This is a genomic window from Fodinisporobacter ferrooxydans (assembly GCF_022818495.1).
In the GTDB taxonomy this organism is placed as follows: domain Bacteria; phylum Bacillota; class Bacilli; order Tumebacillales; family MYW30-H2; genus Fodinisporobacter; species Fodinisporobacter ferrooxydans.
Map to the genome: position 1 here is coordinate 1878486 of NZ_CP089291.1, position 17070 is coordinate 1895555.

Below are 17070 nucleotides of genomic sequence, written 5' to 3' on the forward strand. Positions count from 1 at the left end.
AAAGTATAAATGGCAGGGGGCGGTAGTAGTCACAAGCGATAAATTAGTACGTCCAGACTATTGTCGTACATACACTACATACGTATAGTACTATGTAAAGAAAACAAATTTGATTGGGAGAAATGAATGAGATATGAACGGATACAATTGTGATGGGATTCGGATATTGGTTGCAGGTGATTCGATGTCATTGACTCGGGATGTTCATTTTCTTCACTTGCAAAAGGATCCATGCTTACAATCGGATACGTGTAAAATTGTTGCAAATGTAGTGAATGATCAGGAAGTGGTGACAAAATGCCGGGAATGTTTGCCGGATGTGGTGTTGATGGCGATTCGCAATCTGTCATGTTTTCAGAAGGAAATGATCCAAGCGATGAAGAGCGAACATTCCAATCTTCGAATCTTGGTTTTGAGCAATAAAGATCAAGTATTGATTCAAGCGATGCGCATGGGTGTATACGGCTATTATTTGCGGCTCATGACATCTGCCAAACTACTGGACCTGATAGAACGCATCAGAAAAGGGGAATGTGTTTTGCCAGGTCCCTTGTTAAAGAAAATTCTCGTGGAGTACAAAAAGAAAGATAGTTCCAAATGGATGAACATGAAGTTGACACAACGGGAATTGGAGATTTTACGTCTGATTTTCGCAAAAAAATCGACTTGGGAAATTGCCCGTATACTGCAAATCTCAAAAAGTACAGTCAGTTTTCATATCAGCAAAATTTTGAAAAAGTTCAATTGCTTGAATCGCTATGAAGCAATTGAGTATGCCATTCGTCAACATATTATTTGATTGATCCTGTTTCCGGCAAATCGAATTCGATTTTGACAACCATACAGTAAGTATTGAACAAAGCAAAAGGTTTGCATTCTGAAAAATAGGCAGAAACCGATGGTGAAAGGGGCAACTGTTTGCCTCTTTCTTTTCTCAAGTACGCGACATGGTTTTTGCACGCAAACAGGTAATATGCCGCAATGATGCCTACTGAGTCATTGAAGTTCTTGTATCTGGAGTGATCGGTTAAATGGAAGAAAATCAATCCCTTTCCCATATCATTTCCCGGTCTCAGGTGAATGAAGTGCGAAATTCTTTGCTGGCTATACGGTTGCTTTTATTTCAACACAGCAAAATACATTTGGTACAGGATGAGTTAAAGATCGTGGAAGACGAGTTATTGCGTTTGGAATTGCTTTTGGCTTCTTTATTGAAAAGTGACGGGCATAAGGAACCTTCCGGGTAAATGTAAAAGATAGACTCTTCTTCATAATTGTTCAGAAGTTCTACTCAAGATCTTCACAAGTTGAGGGTATGATTAAAAACAACGAGATAAAAGGTAATGGATTATATTTTACCGTTTTGGATTTTTTATAGCAAAAAGTAATGGATGGCAAAGACAGGGGAGGAAAAAACAATGGAACGAGGCAATGCAATTCATGGCCATGCAATGGACCAACACGGAAAAACAAAAAAGGGGAAAGGGATTCGAGGCTCGATTTTGTCTATCTTATTTGCATTTATCGCATCCTCCCACCATTGGCTGCACACATTGTTGATCGCTTTTGGCCTCACCAGCTTGGGTGCGAGTTTGATATCGATGCCGCCAGCGATTCGAACCGGATTCATGATCCTTTCTCTCATCATCTCTTTTTGGATGCTATTCGTCGCATGGAGAAAACGAATCACCAACCGGCCGGCAGCATGGGTATATTTGATTTCTTCTTTGATTTCCATCATTGTCGTCGTTACATCGTTTTCACAGTTTACAGGAACACCTTCATCGGTCCCGATGTCTCCGAATGCGACAGTGGATCATGCGAGCCATCATATGGGCAATTAACGGAGTGAGTCAGGGATCGGGCAACCATTTTCTACAGAAATGAGGAGATTGTCATGTCGAATCGCGCGTATCTTTTGATCATTGCCCTTCTTCTGGGGATGATTGCGCTTGTTGTATTTGGAAGTTGGAGTTGGCTTTTGTATGGATTGTTTTTTCTTTGTCCACTCATGCACTTGTTTGGTCATAATCATCACGGGGGAGATGACAATGGTCAAGACCACCCTTCCGGACATAAACATTGAAGCCTTCACATAAAGGATGTCCGCTGGACTTGATTTAGGGGGAAGATAACATGCATGGTGTGAATCAATATGAGTATGGATTGTGGACGGCTGTTCTTTTCAACATCGTTATTTTTACTGTATTTGCTTACACGGCATTCAAACCACAAACTAAAAGGGACTGGAGGACTTTGGGAGTTTTCACGGCATTTCTGGTGGCATTGTTTAGTGAAATGTTTGGGTTTCCCCTGACAATCTACATCCTTACATCCATTTTAGGCAAAAGGTATCCTGTACTTGATCCGTTTTCCCATGCAAATGGACATTTGTGGGTAGCTTTGGCGGGTGGTTCGCCGATTGTATTCAATATATTGCACCCTCTGAGCAATTTGCTGATTTTAAGTGGGTTAATTATCATCTCCATCGGTTGGAGAAGGATCCATTCCGGAAACGGCCAATTCGTGACAAGCGGAATATACCGGTTCATGCGCCATCCGCAGTATAGCGGTTTTGCTCTAATGATTGTCGGGTTTCTTGTCCAATGGCCGACAATCATCACATTACTCATGGCTCCCATGTTATTGGTTATGTATACAAAGCTGGCAAAGAAAGAAGAGAAAGTTATGATCGACACATTTGGGGACGAATACATTCAGTATATGAAAAAAGTACCCAGATTTGTTCCCAAGATGCGATCCCCTAGGATAAGGCAAGAGGTTTAGGCTTTTAGGCAATAATTGAAAAACGTTTCTAAACAGTTTCTAAAAAGGGGTGTTTTGTCCAAACTTGCACATGGCAGCACAGCCGCATCGCAAATCGGAAAAGGGACGACTAAAGGAAGTCATTCCTCTTAAATATATAAAGTAGAAATCAGATCGCTTTTAGTATCTAATAATCAGGATCGACAGCTTCTAGCCATTTCAAACGGTGAAGAACCTTTTTATTCTTGCTCAAGGATCATTTTAAGTTGAACAACAGAAGATGGAGCAAGGAAACGGTCGCATTGCTCCATCTATGTTTTTACGTACACAATCTGTGCATTCAATCGTTCTTTGTATCGATCTGTGTTTTTGAAAACATTGTGGTTTGATAGAAAAGTAAAATTCCAATCACAAGAATGGCCAAATAGAGCCATTGAGCTTTCGTTAAACCAAAATAGAGCTGACCAGGAACCAGGAAATACGTCGACAATTGCCAAGAAAAGCCGAAAGCGATCAAAGATTGGGCAGTACGTGAGCCGATTCGTATTGTATCTTTCCTGCGAATGATGATCCAATATGCCAGCAACAAACATATGGCAATATAGAAATTGACCGGGTGATAACCGTTTTGTCCGACATGAATGCCCCAAGGTACTTGGGTGGCAGTTCCCAATTGCAACGCCAACAATTCATAGACTCCAAAGCCGAGTACAAAAGCAGGCGAGAGAATATCGGTCATCTGGAATATGGAGATCTTGAGGCGGTATCTTTTATAGATAAAATATATCAGTACAACGATCCATGCGACGACATCGGCATTTGGAGCAGGTGTACTAAAAAATTCAAGAATGGGATTTTGAAAAAAGGCAGCAGGTGCGACCACTACTTTCGCCATTTTAAAAGCAAGAAGCCAGATGACAACACCATTCCAATACATATCTAGCACTTTGTTCTGTAAGATTTTGCTTTCCTGACTGTCCTGAACGGAAAAACGACGAATATGAAATGACGCGATAAAAAAACCTAAAGCGGCTCCGATCCAGCTGTATTTCAGTAAGAAAGGCCCGAGTTTGATGCCTCCAAGCAATGCTAACATTGATTTTCACCTCTTTTCATATGATAGTTGGCAGTTATAAGAACCAATATAGAAATGTATCATTGAGCCCAGCAAAGATCAGAATGACAGCCGCAACTTTTGAGATGACCGAGTTCAGGTGCCGAAGCCGTTTTAAATGATGTTTCACCAATTCTGCACTGGAAGCGAAGAGAACCGTCAGCAATAATAACGGGAATGTCGTTCCGAAAGCAAAAATGGCGGGAAAGACAACTCCTCCGGAAGAACTCATGCCAAGCGGAATCAGAGTTCCAAAGAACAATAGAAACAGTGTCGGGCAAAAAGCGAGAGAAAACACAATGCCAAGCAAAAAGGAACCGACAGTTCCTTCTTGTATTCGTATTTTGTTTTTGAAACGTTCGCTCAGGGACTGGCCAATTTGCAGGCGTGAACGAAACAATCCCAAAAGATACAAACCCATAACGATCATTAAGGGACCCAGCAGTTTTCGAACGATTAAAATAAAGTGACTGGTGGAATTAAACTGAGCAACCTTTAAGCCGATGAATATGATGCTTCCACCCATTAGGGTGTACATGATCAGCTTTCCGAATATAAAAGCTATGGTTTGCTTGTAGATTCGGTCAGAATGAAGTTTTCTGGAGACAAAAGCAAGAGCGCTTATATTGGTTGTCAGTTGACATGGCGCAAATGCGCCGATTAAACCAAGCAGGAATGCAACTAGGATCGGCAGATGTATGTAGAGTCGAATGTGATTGATCGGTTCCGAAAAAACATTTGAAATTTGCGAGATCTCGGAATACCATTGAACTACGAACTGTTGTATTGTATTCATGAACAGGTACCTCCAGGATGATTGCAACTCGATCCTTTGATTATTTGATCAGTTTTTGGAAATTGGCTTCCATTGTCGGGACATCCATCGCACCTGTAATACGAGCCACGATCACTCCTTTGTCATTAATAAATAAGCTGGTTGGCACTCCAACAATTTGATATTGAACGCCCACTTTTCCATCTGTGTCCATTAATGTTGGGAATGTCACATGGAAACGGTTAATGAAGTCTTTTGCACCTGCTACACTATCGTTGTTTGTCGTCAGATTGATTCCGTAAAACTGAATCTTGTCTTTGTATTTGTCATATTCTTTTACGACATCCGGCATTTCTGCTTTACACGGAGGGCACCAGGAATTCCAAATGTTTATGAATACAGGCTTTCCGCGCAATTGACGTAACGTTACGGTTTTACCGTCTATGGTTTTCAAGGTGAAATCCGGCGCTAAATAATTTTCCTGGGGAAGTGAAGGAATACCTTTACTAACCGTTTGTTCCGTCGATTTTTTCTGGCTCTGGTTGTTGTATACAATGCCTGCAACCATGATGAATAAAACAAGAATCGGGATGCCAAATCGAATCAATTTCTTCATGATTCAAACCCCCACTACAAATTGTAGTAATATTTTCAATGATACGGTTCGTGGCACTACTTGTCAATTTACAAATCTTTGACGACTCTCGTAAAACTCAATGATTCGTATGGAAAGAAAAGGCTCTGCATCCCTGAAGAAGTAGCAGAACCTATTTCTAATTGATTTCTATTTTGACTTTTTATTTATATTTCTCAATACGTTTTTCCAGTTCCCGAAGTAATGAAGGATCCACTTCATACAAAATATCAACAAACTGTGAAACGGCGAATTTCCCGAAATCCTTTATAAGAACGCTTGTTACATCATGGGATATTTCCGCAAGGAATGATTCCTTGGTTTTGGTAGGGATATAGGGGGATGATTTGTTTCTATCTTTTTTTTGCAAAAGTCCTTTTTCCGCAAGGCGATGGATGATTGTCATAACTGTATTGAATGAAATCTCACGTTTTTCCAAAAGGAGATCCTGGACATCTCGTATGGGTAATTCGCCGTTTTTCCAAAATATATGCATAATTTCCGTCTCTAACGGTCCTAACACGCGTTCAATTCCTTCGGCATTCAAATGAAAGGAACGTGCATCTTTTCTTCTTGCCATTTTCATCCCCTCCATAGTGCAAATTGTCGCGTATCGAAGAGGAACTGTCAATAAACAAATTGAGAATGAAGCTGGTTTCCATTTTTAAGAATAGCAAACGAAAAGAAAGAGATATATGATGGAGGTGGCGAGATATGCGATAAAATAAGCACTTAGGAGAACTCATAAAGTATGGATGAAAAAACTCTTTTAAAGTTGGGAAATCAAGCATTTGCAAGGATTGTCATGAGTTTTCTCTTGCTCGTTTTCATTATGAGCGGACTTATTATACATGTTTTTTTGAATGATCCCATCAATCTCCTGCAAAGATGGATAAGGTTTTGTACAACGATTGGAACACATGGGATATGGTGGAGTATTCTACTTGGAATTCCTGTTTGTGGGATATGTGGCATCATGACCATTCGATTGATTTCCGTGATTGTAAAAGAATATCGTTTTTATTCCTCGCTTCAGAACTATGAATGTATGGAAATGCCCTTGCATGCGAAAACCATCGTGAGATCCCATCAAGGACTTCATTCTCTTTGTATTATAAATGATGATGCAGTATTTGCATTCTGTTATGGATTTATTCGCCCCAACATTTATATTTCAAAAGGATTTCTCAATCACTTGTCCCAGGCGGAATTGGAAGCGGTTTTGTTGCATGAACAAGCACATATCAAATACCACGATACGTGGAAAGTCTTTGTCGCAAAGATCATTATGCACGTGTTGTTCTTTGTGCCGACGGTTCAGCAGCTTGGATCAAACTATCTCATGTACAAGGAGTTGCTGGCGGATCAGTATGCGATCCGAATCATGAAGCGGATGGAGCCGCTAGGATCTGCTTTGGTAAAAATCATTCATATGAATCAGACAAATCGGCAAAGACCCTATGGTGTAAACGGTTTTGATGACAGGATCAATATTCGAATACGGAATGTATTAGGACATGAAGCAGAGGAATCTCTCTTTTTCGCAAAAAGACATAAAACGTATTTACTGCTAATACTAGTTGTTTTGTTTTTTTATGTATTTGGAACCGGTTGTGTATAATGTTTTAGGTTTCTGATTAAAAGCAAAATCGGAATACCATTCAACTATGCATAGAGAGGCTGCTCCCTCAAGTAGTCAAGCGACTTTTGGAACAGCCCCAACAACGCATGATATTATTCAGGCTGATTGCCAGTTTTGCCTCCGATTGAATAGGGAGTTGAAATTCCTTTGTACGTCAGCATCGTATCCATCCCTGCCGCTGCATGATGAAGATCATGGCAATGAATCATCCATAACCCTGGATTGTCAGCTTCAAACGCTACATCGTACGTTTCACCAGGTAATACATTGACTGTGTCGAGATAAATGGGGCTTCCTGCAAGCGGATTTCCATTTCGTGAAAGTACCTGGAATGTATGACCGTGCAGGTGCATGGGATGAATGAAATTGCTTTGATTGGTAAATGTGATTTTTACTGTATCTCCTTTTTTTACTTGAAGGGTAGGGATATTTGGAAACACTTTTCCATTAATGGTGTACACCATTTGGTTCTTGCCTTCAAAGTATCCCATGCCTGCACCTAGATTCATATCGTATGTTTTCGTGAAATTTGACTCGGGTGTAAATTTTCCCTTTTGTTTTTCACCATATTTTGAGAAATCAAACCACGCATACTCTTTCGGATTCCCTGTTACATTACTTGGCTGGCCTTGTCCAAATGTTGCGGAAATCATTTTGTTTTCATCATTCGAAGGATCCGCGTCCACCAATTTTACGCTACTGCGCTGTGGCATTTGAAAACGGATGTCATACCGTTGGCCAGCACCGATCGGCAATAACTGTTTTTCAATTGGGTTGCCATTTGTCAGATCATGGCCGTCAAGGGAAATCACTTGAAACGTAACGCCAAGTATAGTAAGAAGATGTGTCATATTACCCGCATTTACCAGGCGCAATCTTACGAGATCGCCCGGTTTTGCATCAAAATGCAACCCTTCACTTGTACCATTTGCCGTGAATACATCATACATTGACATCATGTCAGTGAGTGCACTCATTTGATTTTTGGTCGGCATCATGGATGAGCCATTCCTGTCCGTGGTTCCCATGTTCATGCCGCCCATCGATTGACTTCCCGCAGCTGGATTCCTTCCTGAAGGATTCTTCATACCCGACATGTTCATGCTGCCCATGCCTTCATTCGTGCTCCCGGTTGTATTCCATTCATGAAGCGCAACAACATAGTCTCTATCAAATTTGACAGTAGGTGTTTTAGGATCCACAACGAGCACACCATACAATCCGCGCCCTACTTCATTTGAACTGTCCTGATGGGAATGATACCAATAGGTGCCTGGTTCAGAAGCGATAAATGAGTACGTGTATGTGCCATTTGGCGGAACAGCATTTTGGGTGACACCGGCAATTCCATCTTCCGCACCGGGTACGTTTACACCATGCCAGTGAATGGTTACTCCGGCGGGTAGATGATTTGTAAGATGTACGACCATTCGATCCCCTTGTGTCACGCGCAATTCTGGACCGGGAGATGTACCGTTATATGTCCAGGCATCCATTGTCTTTCCATTTCCCAAATTTAATTTTGCTACTTTGGCTGTCAGATTAAATGTTTTGGCAGGTGCGTACGAATTGGTTTCCACCAAGTTCGTAATGGGTGTTGTACCTGGCCCTTTGGCACCCATATTAAGCTGAGGGGGCATTTTGGAACTTTGGTATTGCCAAAAGGCATATCCCCCACCGAAAAGCAGAAGTACAAGCACAAATGAAAGTGTATATACGAAAATCCTCTTTGCATTTTTAGTCATAGGAACCGCCTTTCTGCCCGGTAAGAAACTGTGTGATAAAAATGTGGAGCGATATGTTCCAATTGCGTGATACTTCTTTTTATTTTTTATTGTTCTTGAAAATCTATGCTGGAAAATTTGGCATTTACACTTCCAAAAGGTTCATAAGTTCTTCACAATTTCTTGTTACGATACGATCAAGCAAGGGTATTTGGCTGCAATTGGATATACGGGGGTTTGAATTCCGCAGATCTTTCATGTGATAAAAGAAATAGTGGGGGAGAGTAGGGAGGATTCGACATGAAATCCATTTTAATCGTGGATGATGAAGAGAAAATTCGTGAAGTCATCGTATCCTATTTGAATCATGAACGATATCAAGTGTTTCAAGCCGAATCGGGTACGGAAGCACTGCGTCAATTTAAAGAACGCAACATCGATCTGGTAATTTTGGATTTAATGCTGCCGGATGTATCGGGTGAGGAGGTATGCCAAAAAATTCGGAATCTTTCACCCGTTCCGATTCTCATGCTCACCGCAAAAGTTGCTGAAAAAGATCGGGTCAACGGATTGGCAATCGGTGCGGATGACTATGTGGTAAAACCGTTTAGCCCGCGTGAATTGGTCGCTCGTGTTAAGGCGCTATTGCGTCGCTCTGCCGAGAATGAATTGCTTGCGGAACGAATCTCTTTCCAAGAAGGCCAATTGATGATTGACTCGGTACGCAACGAAGTATATAAAAACGGTGAGGCAATCAATGTAACACCAATCGAGTATAAGCTTCTTGTGACATTTGCAAGGTATCCGGGGCGAACATTTCATCGGAATGAATTGTTGGAGACCGCTCTTGGCCATGAATATGAGGGGGATCTTCGGGTCATCGACCAGCATATTAAAAATTTGCGCCACAAAATTGAGGACAATCCAAAACAACCAGTGTATTTGATCACGGTTTTTGGCTTTGGTTATAAATTTCAGGGAGGGGACGTATGATTTCAAAATTGCGTACCCGTCTCTTTCTGGCGCTTGTCGGGATTACTTTCATAATTGTTCTCATCGCGAGTCTCCTAATCATTTGGCAAACCAATCGGCATTTTATGATTTATCAAATGCAAATGCCGTCATTCCACAAATACATCGTGCCGCTTGACTTGCATTTGAAAACAGCATTGATTCAGTCGATCCTGTTGACGATGATCGGGGCTATGGTACTCGCAATCGCAGTCAGTTTCTATATGGCAAAACGCATGACCAGACCGATTGAAGATATGACACGCGTTGCCAAACGAATCGGTCACGGCGATTTGCATTCCCGTGTCGCGATACAAGGGAATGATGAATTGGCGAAATTGGCAACCACGCTGAATCAGCTTGCGTCCCAACTACAAACCCAAGAGGAATTAAGAAGGAATTTAACAGCGGATGTGGCGCATGAATTGCGGACACCCCTTGCCACTCTGAAAGGCCACATGGAAGCGTTCGAGGATCGGATATGGGAACCAACGCCGGAACGAATCCATTCCTGCTATGAGGAAATTGAACGATTGATTGGTTTGGTAAGCGATTTGGAGCAGTTGTCATTTATTGAGTCTCCCGAGTTGGTGCTGGATTTGCAAGTGCACAGCCTGAGTGATATCATCCTTCAATGTGTTGATAGGATCCATGTGGAATGTGTTCAAAAAGGGATTGAATGGAACGTTCGTGTAGAGGAATCGATCGAAGTTACGATCGATCGGGAGCGCATCATACAGGTTTTTACAAATATACTGGCAAACGCGCTGAAGTATACCCCGCCTGGTGGAAGCATCCGGATTCAAGTGCAAGAGGAAGAAGATACGATCGTCATTCAAATCGCAGATACCGGCATCGGAATCCCTTCCGAAGATATTCCTTATGTATTTGAACGGTTTTATCGAGTGGATAAATCGAGGAGTCAGCAATATCGAGGAGCCGGAATCGGGTTAGCCATCTGCAAGAAGCTGGTAGAGCTGCATAATGGTTCGATTTGGATCACAAGTGAAGTTGGAAGGGGAACGCATGTGTTTATTCGTTTGCTGAAATACAAAAAAAAAATAAAAATAACTTGAGAATCGCTACATTCCTCATAAGTTCTACATAACTGTCTGGTATCCTATGACCACGAGTTAGTTAAACTAGGAGGAGAGCTATCAAATGTCAGGAATCACGAAAAAGAATTTCAAATTTTTCATTACGGCAGTCGTCGTACTGGTGTTGGTCGGATCCGGATGGGGAATATGGAAAGGTTCCTTCTTTTCCGCTCAGCGTGCAGATGCATCCGTCAATCCTGTTACACCGAATGTTCCCATAGCAAAATATGAAATGAAAAACGGTGTGAAAGTTTTTCATCTGACGGCGGAACAAGTGAAACAAGAAGTGTCAAAAGGAGTGTTCGTCAATGCCTGGGGATACAATGGGAGTACTCCTGGTCCCACCATTGTCGTTAATGAAGGTGATAAAATACAGGTTGTCGTCGACAACAAGTTGCCAGGGCCGACAACGGTACATTGGCATGGATTGATTGTTCCGAACAACATGGATGGTGTTCCAGGTGCGGAACCCAGTCCGGTCATCGAGCCCGGCAAAAGTTTTACGTATGAATTTACGGTAAAGCAGGTCGGTACATTCATGTACCATTCCCATTACCAGCCATCCAAAGATGAAATGATGGGATTGGATGGCATGTTTATTTCTCTACCGAAAAATGGCGATACAGTCAACGGAAAACCGGTAAACCGCGACTACTCGATTCTGCTGCAGGAATGGCAATTGCAAAAACCAGGTTCCGCCAATGGAATGGATATGAGTCAATTTGGTGAAGGACAAGTACCAGTAGGCACATATGATGTAAACCCGGAAGGTATGAGTTGGAATACGTTTACGTTGAATGGGAAGCAGTTTCCTTCGACAGATCCAATGGAAGTGAAACAAGGGGACAAAGTTTTGGTCAGATTGGCCAACTTGAGTATGCAGAGCCATCCTATGCATTTGCACGGACACAACTTTAAAGTGGTTGCAAAAGACGGCAATCCATTGCCGGTGTCTGCGCAATATATGGCAAACACAATCAATATCGCACCGGGAGAAACCTACGATATCGAATTTACCGCAGACAATCCGGGTACATGGGTATTCCATTGCCATTTGCCGCATCATACGGCTGGCTTGAATGGCAAGGATGGCGGTATGCTAACAGCTTTCCACTATCAAGGCACACCATGGCCGCCGGCGTTTACGGCTAAAACAAATGCAAGCGATACTACAAGCAACATGAATAATACGAATCAATCATCCGATACGATGCAAATGTCCGGTTCTTCATCAAATACCATGAATATGCCAAGCAAATAAATCTATGAATGAACAGGTGGACATCGAAGCGATGTCCTCTTTTTTTTACCTAAAAAAGGAATCGATCATCTTTCTTGAAAGGAGGATGAACTCGTCCCAATATCCACTTTTCATCAGAATGCCCCCACCTCTTAATAAGGAAGTTCTTCAACGGAACTACATAAGATTTTCATAATTCGGGATTATTATGAGAGTAAGAAAGGAGTGATTGACATGATGGGTGGATATGGATATGGATTTGGCGGGTTTGGATTGGGATGGATCTGGATGTTACTTCCACTGCTTCTGATAGTGGGCGTTGTTTATTTCATAATAAAAGGAACAAAAAGCGATAAAGCCGAGGCAGAGTTTCAATCCGTGGCAATTTTGAAAGAGCGCTTTGCCAGAGGTGAGATTTCAGAAGAAGAATACAAACGTATGAAGAATATTTTAGGGAAATAAGTGACTTAAGGGGGCTGTATTTTGGGGTAATCTAGACATTCGAGTAAACGTATCATCAACAGTCAATACAGTCATACGTAATTGCATCGGAACACTCCTGCTCATAGGAAGCGAGGGTGTTTCGATGTGATTAGCTTCTGGATCTTGAGATTATATGGAGGTGGTCTGTTCAATGTGAAAGTTGATATTTCTTCATCAGTTCTTCATACATCTATTGTACAATAAAAGAAAATAATCAAAAGAATCCATGTGGAAAAGTGACCGACATATTCGGAAATGAGGCGATTGATATGGCTGTTGCCGAAGGGATTCAAAGCATAGCAAGATTTAATTATTACAATTATAACAACTTTAACAAACATACCGATCTTTTTACAGTTCTTACTTCGAATACTCCTGAAAAACAATTGCCATCATCAGATACAACATTGACCAAACCAAATTTGAAAATATCGTTCCAAACGTATACTCCACGATTGGTTCAACATACGTATCAGCTTTCTATGGATAAGAATCAAAATATGAACCAAGCATATGCCAACGGCACACAAACTGCGTCGATCCAACAAGTAGGATTGAATCCCTCTGTATCAAAACTGCTTGGTAATAGCATTGATGTATATGCATAATTTAGGGAAACCTAGAGTGTGGTTTCCTCGTTTTTTATGTTTCCCGAATTTGATTTCGTATGTTTTGGGACACATAGCCAAGTATCCTCATTAGAATCATCACAAATATTCTCTTCGATTTTGCTAGTCATTCCTGTGTATTTTCTTAACCATTTAGTTGAACCAAGTGAATAGGCAAGAATTATTTGGATGATAATTCCACTTCTGCTGGTTGTGGGAGTTGTTTATTTCATTACAAAAGGGATAAAAAACGATAAAGCCGAGACAGAGTTTCAAACTGTGACAATTCTGAAAGAGCGATTTGCCAGAGGTGAGATTTCAGAAGAAGAATACAGACGTATGAGGAATATTTTAGGGGAATAATTGATTTCAAGGGCTGTCTTTTCGATGACAGCCCTTGGTTTGTTATAGACTGCTTGGGATTTAAGCCATCGCAAAAGCTCGGCATTCTTGTGCGCAAGCCAAACACATTTGCCCACACATTTGTGATTCTCGATCAGGGAATTTCATACATTCATTTCCGCACGCTTCACAGACGTATGCACACAACTGACATAAAGATTTTGAATACATGCTATGACGTGTAAAAAACTTGGCGCATAAGCCGCAAATATCTGTACAATCATGCAACAAAAGACGCTGAGTGGTTCTTGCCTGATAATCTGGTGCACCTTGCATAATAGTCAATGTATGCTCGCACATGATCGAACAGTCCTGAAGCGTTTTTAATAACCCCGAATGCATTTGATGAGTTACCATGTACATTGGATGATCCATAAGTTCCCTCCTGAATAAGACTTCACACATAGGGTATGTGTATAAGCACTTGTACTGTGCAAATGTCTAACTCACTTATCAGCCCAATTTTTCAGCAGAAGTAAACTGAAATTAACGCATTGTGAAATAAAAAACGAAGGAAAGAGAAGCAAAGATGCATGAAAGGTAGTGACGTATTTTTAAGTTGACATATGTAGATTCTAAATGTAATATGTTATAGAAAATGATTTTCCTTAAATGGGGTGCGTATAAATATGGATATAGATTCTGTAAAGGAGTTACTTCACCAAAACAACTTTCGAATCACATATGAGCGGGAATTAGTACTGGATACATTTTTGAAGACTGAGAAAATTGTGACCCCTGCACAACTTTTTGAACTGGTTCAGCGGAAACATGTACGTGTCGGGCTTACCACAGTGTATCGATTGTTGGAAGTCCTTACAAAACTAGATCTTACAACGCCTTTTTTGGTAAATGGAGAGATTTATTACACGTTTTGCACGCATCAACATCATCATCATTTTATCTGCTTGCACTGCCGCAGGGTACAGGATGTGTTTGAATGTCTGCCGTTTCAAAATATTTCACGATATGGAACGATGACAAGTCACAAAATCGATTTATTTGGATATTGCGTAACATGTGAACGTGAACCATCACAAGAGGTGAAACATTGATGCTCAATTTGTGGGATCCCCAGCATGTGTCAATTGGTGTAGGACTTATAACGGCTCTTATATTGGGAATGATTCATGGTGTTACGCCTGATGAACATACTTGGCCTATTACATTCAGTTATGCCATTGGCAGTTACAGTACAAAGGGGGGGATTCGTGCCGGACTGTTTTTTTCAGCAGCATTCATGTTTCAACGTATGATTGCATCTCAATTGGCGTATTTTTCTTTGACCGATTTTTTAATGAAGCCAAACGAAGAAATGATCATTTATCTTCTGGTCGGTTTGATTATGCTGTTGTCCGGATATTACATTTTGTATAAACAAAAAACGCTACATATGTTTCCTTGGCTGCAAAAGCTTCTGCCGAACCTCCCTGAGGATGGGAAGCCAGTACCTGTAAAACTTGCCTTGCTTCATGGATTTGTGGCCGGATGGGGAACCGGGGCGATGGCAACCATTTTGTATACGGTTATAACACCAACCATGCCGCATGCTTGGATGGGATTTATTCCAGGACTCCTTTTTGGGGCAGGAAGTACGATCATGCAAATACTAATCGGCGCACTTTTTGGTCGCTGGATGGAACGCAAAAAAATCGATCAAAGTGCGAAACAGATCATGGGCAGGTTTGTATCTGGCAACACCCTGCTTTATGGCGGTGCATTGTTTATGATTGTTGGAATACTTGCTCTGGCCATTCCAAGTATAAATGATTGGGGCATATCGACCGGAATTCGTATTCACAATTTGGATTCCATTAACATCGGTCTGATACTTGTCATCGTAATCGTGGCGGGAATTGGCGGATGGTCTGTACGAAGGGCATTGAGGATGGTTAATACGAATATATAACCAAGATGTTCGACTGCATAATTTTTGAAAATTTTTAAAGATCTGAGGATTATTACGGAGGACAACAGTTTGAGAATCAAGTCGATAAAAAAACAAGAAGGTCTGCGACGTATTTTTTCGTTAACGGATTTGAGTAGTCTTTCAATTTCCAGCGTTGGCCCCGCGTTCAGTATTGCAGCTGCGGGTGGTGTCATGATAGGGTATAGCGGTTCATTTAGCTTGGTTGCCATTCTTCTCATAGCATTGCCTTCAGTACTTAATTCGTTGATTTTTCGATTATTGAATCAACACTTTCCGCAATCAGGGGCATCCTATTATTGGTCTGCTAGGGTTTTAGGCGAAACGACTTCACGTTTTCAGGGATGGGTTATTATCTTGGCATATTTTACTTCTCTCCCACCCATTGTACTTCCAGCAGCACAATACACGATTGCCTTGATACATCCACAATGGGCAACGAATATTTGGGTGCAGTTTATAATTGGTACATTTTGGATTTTATTTGCTGCTATCCCACTTTTATTTGGTGCACATTTGACTGCTCGTATTACCCAAATCTTCATGATTGTTGAATTCGTTTTCCTTCTTGTATTTGCTACACTAGGTATTGGAATGTTACCGTACGCGCATTTTTCTGTTTCGACTGGGTCAGTTCCTATATCAGGGATTTTGCTCACAATGGTAATTGCTACAACGATCCTTGATGGTTGGGAAATTGACAGCTATGCAACAGAAGAATCGATTCATCCGAGAAAGGATCCAGGAATCGGAGGGATTATAGGAGCTTTTTCGGCGCTCGGCATTTACATGCTCTTTTTTCCATTGATTTTGACGGAAACCCCAATTCATTTGTTGGAAAATTCCCCAGATGTCATGTTGGCATGGTCACAAAAAGTATCCACTCATTTTTCTATTTCCAATACCAAGTGGATCCTTGTTCCAATTTTAGCTTCGACTGTTGGCTCCCTTTGGTTAACCGGATACATATTGATTCGGAGCTTGTTTGTGATGGGGAGGGATCGCTTGATTCCGTATCGGTTTGCCAAATTGAACCGGCACGGTGTACCATCCTATGCGACACTTGTTATTTTACTCACTGTTTGGCTCGTCACACTATTACAATTGTTCATAAGCTCGTTTGCCTCATTTTTTAACGTGATTTTATCAACCGCCGGTTTCTTTTTGACACTTGAGTTTATGCTCGACAGCTTGACCGCAACGATTTTTCTGTGGCAGAAACATGACGAGAATAGAGCTCATACATTGAAACCTCATTCTCATTTCTGGATGCGCATTGGTTCATTATTTACGACTGTGTATTTATCGGCTGTTATCGTTGGTTTTTTGATTTTAAGCCCGAAGATTATTTCTCCATGGATAGACAGAGTAATTCTCGTTTTGATTCTATTTGGATTCGTCTTTGTCATATTTCCGCGGAAAGTTCGTCCAACCATTCATATTTTTGAGTTTGAAGAAATCGATGTTTCCCTTGCCAAAACATCTCATCTTCCAGGAGAATAATTGAATCAAATAAAGAAAACTAAGACTTCGCCAAGCTTTCTTGGCGAAGTCTTAGTTGGTCTTACACGATTGACCTCTAAAATTTACACTAAGATACTCCTTTAAAAACTTTCATTTTTTAAAGAATATTTTGAAATTGTTTGT

Annotated in this window: 21 protein-coding genes; 15 read left to right on the forward strand and 6 right to left on the reverse strand. The window is 41.2% G+C overall.

Annotation, left to right across the window (positions count from 1 at the left end; all coding sequences use genetic code 11):
- Nucleotides 1-133 precede the first annotated feature (133 nt).
- The 5 genes from LSG31_RS09035 to LSG31_RS09055 all read left to right on the forward strand — a co-directional run bounded on the left by LSG31_RS09035 (nucleotide 134) and on the right by LSG31_RS09055 (nucleotide 2787).
- A complete protein-coding gene (locus tag LSG31_RS09035; RefSeq protein WP_347438961.1) occupies nucleotides 134-799 on the forward strand; it encodes a response regulator transcription factor in 666 nt (221 codons plus the stop codon).
- A 232-nt stretch (nucleotides 800-1031) separates the two neighbouring features.
- Nucleotides 1032-1247, forward strand: coding sequence for a hypothetical protein (locus LSG31_RS09040; RefSeq protein WP_347437617.1), 216 nt, complete (start codon nucleotides 1032-1034; stop codon nucleotides 1245-1247).
- A 171-nt stretch (nucleotides 1248-1418) separates the two neighbouring features.
- Nucleotides 1419-1844, forward strand: coding sequence for a hypothetical protein (locus LSG31_RS09045; RefSeq protein ID WP_347438962.1), 426 nt, complete (start codon nucleotides 1419-1421; stop codon nucleotides 1842-1844).
- 53 nt (nucleotides 1845-1897) lie between these two features.
- Complete coding sequence (locus LSG31_RS09050; protein ID WP_347438963.1) at nucleotides 1898-2086, forward strand: DUF2933 domain-containing protein; 189 nt, start codon at nucleotides 1898-1900, stop codon at nucleotides 2084-2086.
- 50 nt (nucleotides 2087-2136) lie between these two features.
- Complete coding sequence (locus LSG31_RS09055) at nucleotides 2137-2787, forward strand: methyltransferase family protein (protein ID WP_347438964.1); 651 nt, start codon at nucleotides 2137-2139, stop codon at nucleotides 2785-2787.
- Between the two features lie 319 nt (nucleotides 2788-3106).
- Here LSG31_RS09055 and LSG31_RS09060 read toward each other — a convergent pair whose 3' ends face one another.
- The 4 genes from LSG31_RS09060 to LSG31_RS09075 form a co-directional block, all read right to left on the reverse strand.
- Complete coding sequence (locus LSG31_RS09060) at nucleotides 3107-3862, reverse strand: prolipoprotein diacylglyceryl transferase (protein ID WP_347438965.1); 756 nt, start codon at nucleotides 3860-3862, stop codon at nucleotides 3107-3109.
- 34 nt (nucleotides 3863-3896) lie between these two features.
- On the reverse strand, nucleotides 3897-4676 hold the full coding sequence (locus LSG31_RS09065) for an urease accessory protein UreH domain-containing protein (RefSeq protein WP_347438966.1): 780 nt from the start codon (nucleotides 4674-4676) through the stop codon (nucleotides 3897-3899).
- 40 nt (nucleotides 4677-4716) lie between these two features.
- Complete coding sequence (locus tag LSG31_RS09070) at nucleotides 4717-5271, reverse strand: TlpA family protein disulfide reductase (protein WP_347438967.1); 555 nt, start codon at nucleotides 5269-5271, stop codon at nucleotides 4717-4719.
- 181 nt (nucleotides 5272-5452) lie between these two features.
- A complete protein-coding gene (locus LSG31_RS09075; RefSeq protein WP_347438968.1) occupies nucleotides 5453-5869 on the reverse strand; it encodes a BlaI/MecI/CopY family transcriptional regulator in 417 nt (138 codons plus the stop codon).
- A gap of 171 nt (nucleotides 5870-6040) precedes the next feature.
- Here LSG31_RS09075 and LSG31_RS09080 point away from each other — a divergent pair, with 171 nt between their 5' ends.
- Entirely contained in the window at nucleotides 6041-6910 is an 870-nt protein-coding gene (locus tag LSG31_RS09080; protein ID WP_347438969.1) for a M56 family metallopeptidase, read from the forward strand.
- Between the two features lie 113 nt (nucleotides 6911-7023).
- Here LSG31_RS09080 and LSG31_RS09085 read toward each other — a convergent pair whose 3' ends face one another.
- Nucleotides 7024-8676, reverse strand: coding sequence for a multicopper oxidase family protein (locus tag LSG31_RS09085; protein WP_347438970.1), 1653 nt, complete (start codon nucleotides 8674-8676; stop codon nucleotides 7024-7026).
- 279 nt (nucleotides 8677-8955) lie between these two features.
- Between LSG31_RS09085 and LSG31_RS09090 the strand changes: the two genes are divergently transcribed.
- From LSG31_RS09090 to LSG31_RS09115, 6 genes are all read left to right on the forward strand, one after another.
- Nucleotides 8956-9648 carry a response regulator transcription factor gene (locus LSG31_RS09090; protein WP_347438971.1) on the forward strand — a complete coding sequence of 231 codons (693 nt, stop codon included), beginning with the start codon at nucleotides 8956-8958 and terminating at the stop codon, nucleotides 9646-9648.
- Nucleotides 9645-10742, forward strand: coding sequence for a sensor histidine kinase (locus tag LSG31_RS09095; protein ID WP_347438972.1), 1098 nt, complete (start codon nucleotides 9645-9647; stop codon nucleotides 10740-10742). The genes LSG31_RS09090 and LSG31_RS09095 overlap by 4 nt, the downstream gene beginning before the upstream one ends.
- 85 nt (nucleotides 10743-10827) lie before the next feature.
- Nucleotides 10828-12024 (forward strand): multicopper oxidase family protein, encoded by a 1197-nt coding sequence (locus tag LSG31_RS09100; protein WP_347438973.1) that lies wholly within the window; start codon nucleotides 10828-10830, stop codon nucleotides 12022-12024.
- 216 nt (nucleotides 12025-12240) lie between these two features.
- Nucleotides 12241-12465 carry an SHOCT domain-containing protein gene (locus LSG31_RS09105; protein WP_347438974.1) on the forward strand — a complete coding sequence of 75 codons (225 nt, stop codon included), beginning with the start codon at nucleotides 12241-12243 and terminating at the stop codon, nucleotides 12463-12465.
- A 290-nt stretch (nucleotides 12466-12755) separates the two neighbouring features.
- Entirely contained in the window at nucleotides 12756-13094 is a 339-nt protein-coding gene (locus LSG31_RS09110; protein WP_347438975.1) for a hypothetical protein, read from the forward strand.
- Nucleotides 13095-13283: 189 nt separating this feature from the next.
- Nucleotides 13284-13457, forward strand: a complete 174-nt coding sequence (locus LSG31_RS09115; protein ID WP_347438976.1) for an SHOCT domain-containing protein — start codon at nucleotides 13284-13286, stop codon at nucleotides 13455-13457.
- 60 nt (nucleotides 13458-13517) lie between these two features.
- On the opposite strand, the gene LSG31_RS09120 is transcribed toward LSG31_RS09115, so the two are convergent.
- Nucleotides 13518-13871 carry a four-helix bundle copper-binding protein gene (locus LSG31_RS09120; protein ID WP_347438977.1) on the reverse strand — a complete coding sequence of 118 codons (354 nt, stop codon included), beginning with the start codon at nucleotides 13869-13871 and terminating at the stop codon, nucleotides 13518-13520.
- A gap of 254 nt (nucleotides 13872-14125) precedes the next feature.
- Between LSG31_RS09120 and LSG31_RS09125 the strand changes: the two genes are divergently transcribed.
- From LSG31_RS09125 to LSG31_RS09135, 3 genes are all read left to right on the forward strand, one after another.
- Nucleotides 14126-14551, forward strand: coding sequence for a Fur family transcriptional regulator (locus LSG31_RS09125; RefSeq protein ID WP_347438978.1), 426 nt, complete (start codon nucleotides 14126-14128; stop codon nucleotides 14549-14551).
- On the forward strand, nucleotides 14551-15405 hold the full coding sequence (locus LSG31_RS09130) for a hypothetical protein (protein ID WP_347438979.1): 855 nt from the start codon (nucleotides 14551-14553) through the stop codon (nucleotides 15403-15405). Before LSG31_RS09125 ends, LSG31_RS09130 begins: the two co-directional genes overlap by 1 nt.
- 69 nt (nucleotides 15406-15474) lie before the next feature.
- Complete coding sequence (locus LSG31_RS09135; RefSeq protein ID WP_347438980.1) at nucleotides 15475-16926, forward strand: APC family permease; 1452 nt, start codon at nucleotides 15475-15477, stop codon at nucleotides 16924-16926.
- The last annotated feature ends 144 nt before the right edge of the window (nucleotides 16927-17070 follow it).

Excerpts from the sequence above, each read along its gene's own strand:
- LSG31_RS09065 (WP_347438966.1), bottom strand. The coding sequence starts at position 4,676 with ATGAATACAATACAACAGTTCGTAGTTCAATGGTATTCCGAGATCTCG.
- LSG31_RS09060 (WP_347438965.1), bottom strand. The coding sequence starts at position 3,862 with ATGTTAGCATTGCTTGGAGGCATCAAACTCGGGCCTTTCTTACTGAAA.
- LSG31_RS09040 (WP_347437617.1), top strand. The coding sequence starts at position 1,032 with ATGGAAGAAAATCAATCCCTTTCCCATATCATTTCCCGGTCTCAGGTG.
- LSG31_RS09120 (WP_347438977.1), bottom strand. The coding sequence starts at position 13,871 with ATGGATCATCCAATGTACATGGTAACTCATCAAATGCATTCGGGGTTA.
- LSG31_RS09050 (WP_347438963.1), top strand. The coding sequence starts at position 1,898 with ATGTCGAATCGCGCGTATCTTTTGATCATTGCCCTTCTTCTGGGGATG.
- LSG31_RS09110 (WP_347438975.1), top strand. The coding sequence starts at position 12,756 with ATGGCTGTTGCCGAAGGGATTCAAAGCATAGCAAGATTTAATTATTAC.
- LSG31_RS09100 (WP_347438973.1), top strand. The coding sequence starts at position 10,828 with ATGTCAGGAATCACGAAAAAGAATTTCAAATTTTTCATTACGGCAGTC.
- LSG31_RS09115 (WP_347438976.1), top strand. The coding sequence starts at position 13,284 with ATGATAATTCCACTTCTGCTGGTTGTGGGAGTTGTTTATTTCATTACA.
- LSG31_RS09130 (WP_347438979.1), top strand. The coding sequence starts at position 14,551 with ATGCTCAATTTGTGGGATCCCCAGCATGTGTCAATTGGTGTAGGACTT.
- LSG31_RS09055 (WP_347438964.1), top strand. The coding sequence starts at position 2,137 with ATGCATGGTGTGAATCAATATGAGTATGGATTGTGGACGGCTGTTCTT.
- LSG31_RS09080 (WP_347438969.1), top strand. The coding sequence starts at position 6,041 with ATGGATGAAAAAACTCTTTTAAAGTTGGGAAATCAAGCATTTGCAAGG.
- LSG31_RS09045 (WP_347438962.1), top strand. The coding sequence starts at position 1,419 with ATGGAACGAGGCAATGCAATTCATGGCCATGCAATGGACCAACACGGA.
- LSG31_RS09095 (WP_347438972.1), top strand. The coding sequence starts at position 9,645 with ATGATTTCAAAATTGCGTACCCGTCTCTTTCTGGCGCTTGTCGGGATT.
- LSG31_RS09090 (WP_347438971.1), top strand. The coding sequence starts at position 8,956 with ATGAAATCCATTTTAATCGTGGATGATGAAGAGAAAATTCGTGAAGTC.
- LSG31_RS09075 (WP_347438968.1), bottom strand. The coding sequence starts at position 5,869 with ATGGCAAGAAGAAAAGATGCACGTTCCTTTCATTTGAATGCCGAAGGA.
- LSG31_RS09070 (WP_347438967.1), bottom strand. The coding sequence starts at position 5,271 with ATGAAGAAATTGATTCGATTTGGCATCCCGATTCTTGTTTTATTCATC.
- LSG31_RS09105 (WP_347438974.1), top strand. The coding sequence starts at position 12,241 with ATGGGTGGATATGGATATGGATTTGGCGGGTTTGGATTGGGATGGATC.
- LSG31_RS09125 (WP_347438978.1), top strand. The coding sequence starts at position 14,126 with ATGGATATAGATTCTGTAAAGGAGTTACTTCACCAAAACAACTTTCGA.
- LSG31_RS09035 (WP_347438961.1), top strand. The coding sequence starts at position 134 with ATGAACGGATACAATTGTGATGGGATTCGGATATTGGTTGCAGGTGAT.
- LSG31_RS09085 (WP_347438970.1), bottom strand. The coding sequence starts at position 8,676 with ATGACTAAAAATGCAAAGAGGATTTTCGTATATACACTTTCATTTGTG.